The following is a 5,914-nucleotide window of genomic DNA, read 5'->3' on the forward strand; positions in this document are numbered from 1 at the left end:
CGTCGGTGATCTTGCGCTTCTGCGCCACGTACACGCGCACCAGTTGGTTCACGCCCGGGGGCAGCTCGTCGTCGTTGTCGCGGTCGAAGATCCGCACGCCGATGACGGTGCCGGACTCGCCGTGCGGCACCTTCAGGGAGGTGTCGCGCACTTCGCGGGACTTCTCGCCGAAGATGGCGCGCAGCAGGCGCTCTTCCGGAGTCAGCTCGGTCTCGCCCTTCGGAGTGACGCGGCCGACCAGAATGTCTCCGGCCTCAACCTCAGCACCGATGTGGATGATGCCGCGCTCGTCCAGCTGCGAGAGCACTTCCTCCGACACGTTTGGGATGTCACGGGTGATTTCCTCGGCACCAAGCTTGGTGTCGCGGGCATCAACTTCATGCTCCTCGATGTGGATGGAGGTCAGCACGTCGTCGGAGACCACACGCTGCGAGAGGATGATCGCATCCTCGTAGTTGTGGCCTTCCCAGGACATGAACGCCACCAGCAGGTTCTTGCCCAAGGCCAGTTCGCCCTGGTCGGTGGACGGGCCGTCGGCGATGATGCTGCCGACTTCCAGTCGCTGGCCCTCGGCGACGAGGACGCGCTGGTTGTACGCGTTGCCCTGGTTGGAGCGGGCGAACTTCATGATCGGGTACCGGGTCTCGGTGCCGTCGTCGTTCAGCGCAGTGACCAGGTCGGCGGAGACCTCGGTGACCACGCCCGCCTTGGCCGCGACCACGGAGTCGCCGGCGTCAACAGCCGCGTAGCGCTCCATGCCGGTGCCGACCAGCGGGGCTTCCGAACGCAGCAGCGGCACAGCCTGGCGCTGCATGTTGGCGCCCATCAGCGCGCGGTTGGCGTCGTCGTGCTCGAGGAACGGAATCAGGGCCGTCGCGACCGACACCATCTGGCGCGGGGAGACGTCCATGTAGTCGACTTCCTCGCCCGGTACCAGCACCGGCTCGCCGCCGCCGCCGCGCTCACGGCTGAGGACCAGGTCTTCTTCGAAGTGCAGGTCCTCGGTGAGGGGAGCGTTCGCCTGGGCGATCACGCACTCGATCTCGTCGTCGGCCGTCAGGTAATCCACCTGGTCGGTGACCTGGCCGTTGACGACCTTGCGGTACGGAGTCTCGATGAAACCGAAGGCGTTGATCCGGCCGTAAGAGGCCAGCGAGCCGATCAGGCCGATGTTCGGGCCTTCAGGGGTCTCGATCGGGCACATGCGGCCGTAGTGCGAGGGGTGCACGTCACGGACTTCCATGCCGGCGCGGTCGCGGGAGAGGCCGCCCGGGCCCAGCGCGGACAGGCGGCGCTTGTGCGTCAGGCCGGCCAGCGGGTTGTTCTGGTCCATGAACTGGGACAGCTGGGAAGTGCCGAAGAACTCCTTGATCGCTGCCACCACGGGCCGGATGTTGATCAGCGTCTGCGGGGTGATCGCTTCAACATCCTGGGTGGTCATGCGTTCGCGGACCACGCGCTCCATGCGCGAGAGGCCGGTGCGGACCTGGTTCTCGATCAGTTCGCCGACCGCGCGGATGCGGCGGTTGCCGAAGTGGTCGATGTCGTCGATCTCGACGCGGATGTCGTGGTCGGCGCCGTCGCGCTTGCCCGGGATGGTGGTCTCGCCGGCGTGCAGCGCCACCAGGAACTTGATCATGGCGACGATGTCGTCATTGTTCAGGACCGAGGCGTCCGGATCCGTCAGCGGCTTGTCGATGCCGAGTTTGCGGTTGATCTTGTAGCGGCCGACCTTCGCCAGGTCGTAGCGCTTGGGGTTGAAGTACAGGTTGTCCAGCAGCGACTGGGCAGCCTCGACTGTGGGCGGCTCGCCCGGACGCAGCTTGCGGTAGATGTCCAGGAGTGCTTCTTCCTGGGTCTGCGTGGCGTCCTTCTCCAGCGTGGCGCGGATGGAGTCGTACCCGCCGAAGGTCTCCAGGATCTGGCCTTCGGTCCAGCCCAGGGCCTTGAGCAGCACGGTGACGGACTGCTTGCGCTTGCGGTCGAGGCGGACGCCGACCTGGTCGCGCTTGTCGATTTCGAGCTCGAACCAGGCGCCGCGGGACGGGATGATCTTCGCCGTGAAGATGTCCTTGTCGCTGGTCTTGTCGGCGGTCTTCTCGAAGTAGGCTCCAGGCGAACGGACCAGCTGGGAGACGACGACGCGCTCGGTGCCGTTGATGACGAAGGTGCCCTTGTCGGTCATCAGCGGGAAGTCGCCCATGAACACGGTCTGCTGCTTGATTTCGCCCGTGTTGTTGTTCATGAACTCGGCCTTGACGTACAGCGGCGCCGAGAACGTGGCGTCCCGGTCCTTGCACTCGGCCATGGTGTACTTCGGATCGGCGAACTCCGGCTCCGAGAAGCTCAGGGACATGGTGCCCTGGAAGTCCTCGATCGGGGAGATCTCTTCGAAGATGTCGGCGAGGCCGGAGGTGGTGGCCACACCCTGGCGGCCTTCTTCCTGGGCCTTGGCTACGCGCGCCTTCCAGCGTTCGTTGCCGACCAGCCAGTCGAAGCTGTCGGTCTGAAGGGCGAGCAGGTTGGGAACGTCAAGAGGTTCGTGAATCTTGGCGAATGAGAGCCGCCGGGTTGCTCCGTCGTTTGACGAGGCGTCCAGCAGGCTGTTAGCGGTATCGGTATTAGAGGTGCTCGAGGCGACCAAGAGGGATCCTTCCACAGACCTTCAGGCTTGTCCTGCGCTTCCGCATGCCGGCACCCCGTGTGAGGTCCGGACACCACCTGGATCCGCTATATGATCCTTGCCCGCCGCACGATCTGCTGTTAAACACAGATAGGGCGTGGCGAAGCCCACCGCTATATGAAGGCCAAAGGTTTTGAGGGAAGACGCAAATACCAAGTGTACGGGACCGCGCTGCTTATTGTCCAGCATGCAGGGCAGGCACAGGTGACCGCTCCCCCGACGGCGGGATACGAGCGGCACGCGCCGTGCGAAACGCGGTGCGGCCATTGCGTCACGAGGCGAAAAGTGCGTCTTCGCGTTGCCTTCCCCAAGACAACGCCATCAGCATATACCCCGCAGCCCGCATTTTCCGGGCTGCGCTTCAGGCGAGTTGCCCGGGACGGGTAATCTGTGAATCAGATCATACCTACGACACCAGTCTCCGTCCGCAGTTTTTCCGGCTGCGGCGGCCGGCGCGGAAAGAGGCAGAGGCCATGGCCGAAAACAACAGCAGCCGCGACGACGTCGTCATCCTCCACGGGGCGCGGACTCCCAATGGACGGCTGAACGGCCAGCTCGCATCATTCACGGCCGCCGAGCTCGGGGGCAAGGCCATTGCGGCCGCCTTGCAGCGCTCCGGCGTCGCGGCCGAACAGGTGGACGCGGTCATCATGGGCCACGTCATCCAGGCCGGAGCCGGCCAGAACCCTGCCCGGCAGGCAGCCATAGCCGCCGGGCTGGGCTGGAACGTCCCCACCGTGACGCTCAACAAGGTCTGCCTGTCCGGGCTGGCGGCCATCACGGACGCCGCACGGCTGATCCGCTGCGGCGAGGCGCAGGTGGTGGTGGCCGGCGGACAGGAGTCGATGACCAACGGCCCGCATCTGCTCCCGGGTTCCCGCCAGGGCTGGACGTACGGGAGCATGACCGCTTTGGATGCCACGGCCCACGACGGTCTCACCGACGCCTTCGACCACGAGTCCATGGGTGTTTCCACCGAGCGGCGGAACGCCGAGCTGGGAATCGCCCGCGCGGCGCAGGATGAAGTGGCCGCGGCGTCCCACCAGCGGGCCGCTGCCGCTGCGAAGAACGGGGTCTTCGACGACGAGATCGTCCCGGTCACCGTCCCGCAGCGCCGCGGGGAGGATCTGGTGGTCGACAGCGACGAGGGCGTCCGGCCGCAGACCACGGAAGAGAGCCTGGCCCCGCTGCGCCCCGCCTTCGCCAAGGACGGGACCATCACGGCCGGGAACTCCTCCCCGCTGTCCGACGGCGCTGCTGCCGTGATCGTGGCGAGCCGCGGCTTCGCGGAGGACAACGGCCTCGACTGGCTTGCCGTCGTCGGCCGCCCCGGCCAAGTAGCCGGCCCGGACACCTCGCTGCAGTCCCAGCCGTCCAACGCCATCTCGCAGGCGCTCAAGCGGGCCGGCTGGACCACCGCCGACTTGGATTTCATCGAGATCAACGAGGCCTTTGGCGCTGTGGCAGTGCAGTCCCTGAAGGACCTGGACTACCCGCTTCAGAAGTGCAATATCCACGGCGGCGCCATCGCGCTGGGCCATCCGATCGGTGCCTCCGGCGCCCGGCTGGCTCTGACGGCAGCCTGCGAACTGCGCCGGCGAGGGACCGGCAAGGCAGCGGTCTCCTTGTGCGGCGGCGGCGGCCAGGGCGAAGCATTGCTGCTGTACCGGGACTAGGGGTCCAGGCAGGCCCGGCGGTGCCGGCCGGGAATACCGGCTGGCCGCCCGGGCTTAAACCGGGCATGACCAACGAACCTGACGCCCCCGCCCTGCCCGCCGGCCTGCAACGTTTCCTGGCCGGCGCCGAATCGCTATCGCTCCAGGTCGAGGTGGCCGAGCGTTCCGGTGCCCGCAGTCTTGCAGAAGCAGCGCAGCTGTTGGGCATCGCCGAGGCAGACATCGTCAAGACCCTGGTGGTGAAGCACAAGGACGGTTCGTTCCTGTTCGCCCTCATCCCGGGGGACCGCCAGATCTCCTGGCCCAAGCTCCGGTCGCTGCTGGGGGTCAACAAACTCTCGTTGCCGCACGCCGATGTCGCCTTCGAAGCAACGGGTTACCGGCGCGGGACCATCACCCCGCTGGGCAGCACCACTGCATGGCCGGTATACGCCGACGAGTCCATCCGCGGCCGGCGGATTTCCCTCGGTGCCGGGGAACACGGACACTCCGCCTTTGTCGATGCCGATGCACTGACTTCGGCGCTCGGGGCCACCGTCGCCGATATTTCCGATCCGGCCTGACCTGTGGACACAACACAAAGCCCCGCCGCCCTGTGAGGGCGGCGGGGCTTTGCAGCAGCTGAAGAAGCTTACTTGAGGGTGACGGTAGCGCCGGCAGCCTCGAGAACTTCCTTGGCCTTCTCGGCAGCTTCCTTGGTGGCGCCTTCGAGGACTGCCTTCGGAGCGCTGTCGACCAGGTCCTTGGCTTCCTTGAGGCCCAGGGAGGTCAGGGCGCGGACTTCCTTGATCACTGCGATCTTCTTTTCGCCTGCAGCTTCGAGGACGACGTCGAACTCGGTCTGCTCCTCAGCAGCGGCTTCGCCAGCGCCGCCACCGGCGGGGCCGGCAACAGCAACAGCAGCAGCGGTGACCTCGAAGGTCTCCTCAAACAGCTTGACGAACTCGGAGAGTTCGATGATGGTCAGTTCCTTGAAAGCTTCAATGAGCTCTTCGTTGGTGAGCTTCGCCATGGTTGGCGTCCTTCCTGATAGGTGATGCGGCTGGTGTGTCCGCACCAAGAGTTGGTTGGTGAAGAGTCTTACTGCTCTTCGGCAGCAGCCTCGGCCGGGGCCTCGGTTGCTTCGGCAGCGGGAGCTTCGGCGTCGGCAGCTTCGGCCGGAGCCTCTGCCGGAGCCTCGGCAGCAGCGCCACCGTTCTCCTCCTGCTTGATGCGCAGCGCATCGAGGGTGCGGGCCAGTGCGGACATCGGAGCCTTGAGGACACCGGCGACGCGGGCCAGCTGGTGCTCGCGGGATTCGAGAGCGGCCAGCGCAGCAACGGCGGTTGCGTCAAGGGCCTTGCCCTCGAAGATGCCGGTCTTGATGACCAGCTGCGGGTTGGACTTTGCGAAATCCGTCAGGGACTTGGCGGCTGCAACGGCGTCACCCTTGATGAAGGCGATAGCAGTGGGTCCGGAAAGCTGGCCTTCGAACGCGTCGATGCCGGCTTCCTTGGCTGCAATGCCAGTCAGGGTGTTCTTTACGACCGAGAACTTGGTGTCCTGGCCCAGAGAA

General features: G+C 65.9%; 5 protein-coding genes. 2 read left to right on the plus strand and 3 right to left on the minus strand.

From position 1 onward, the window contains the following. Positions 1–2,644 (minus strand): DNA-directed RNA polymerase subunit beta (gene rpoB / locus AC5RWT_RS33490; RefSeq protein WP_494083980.1); only part of this gene is annotated, 2,644 nt, incomplete at its 3' end. 512 nt (positions 2,645–3,156) lie between these two features. Between rpoB and AC5RWT_RS33495 the strand changes: the two genes are divergently transcribed. Both AC5RWT_RS33495 and AC5RWT_RS33500 read left to right on the plus strand, forming a co-directional pair. Next, entirely contained in the window at positions 3,157–4,359 is a 1,203-nt protein-coding gene (locus AC5RWT_RS33495; RefSeq protein WP_494083981.1) for an acetyl-CoA C-acetyltransferase, read from the plus strand. Between the two features lie 65 nt (positions 4,360–4,424). Continuing rightward, the gene (locus AC5RWT_RS33500; RefSeq protein WP_494083982.1) at positions 4,425–4,922 is read left to right on the plus strand and encodes an aminoacyl-tRNA deacylase; all 498 of its coding nucleotides are present in this window, start codon (positions 4,425–4,427) and stop codon (positions 4,920–4,922) included. A 68-nt stretch (positions 4,923–4,990) separates the two neighbouring features. On the opposite strand, the gene rplL is transcribed toward AC5RWT_RS33500, so the two are convergent. After that, positions 4,991–5,371 carry a 50S ribosomal protein L7/L12 gene (gene rplL, locus AC5RWT_RS33505; RefSeq protein ID WP_493966566.1) on the minus strand — a complete coding sequence of 127 codons (381 nt, stop codon included), beginning with the start codon at positions 5,369–5,371 and terminating at the stop codon, positions 4,991–4,993. A 68-nt stretch (positions 5,372–5,439) separates the two neighbouring features. Then, positions 5,440–5,914: 50S ribosomal protein L10 (gene rplJ, locus AC5RWT_RS33510; protein ID WP_494083983.1), on the minus strand; the 475-nt coding region annotated here is incomplete at its 5' end.

Source organism: Arthrobacter sp. Dra40, assembly GCF_059091905.1.

Bases quoted from the DNA above. Each gene is read 5' to 3' on its own strand.
- AC5RWT_RS33495 (WP_494083981.1), top strand. From the start codon at position 3,157: ATGGCCGAAAACAACAGCAGCCGCGACGACGTCGTCATCCTCCACGGG.
- AC5RWT_RS33500 (WP_494083982.1), top strand. From the start codon at position 4,425: ATGACCAACGAACCTGACGCCCCCGCCCTGCCCGCCGGCCTGCAACGT.
- rplL (WP_493966566.1), bottom strand. From the start codon at position 5,371: ATGGCGAAGCTCACCAACGAAGAGCTCATTGAAGCTTTCAAGGAACTG.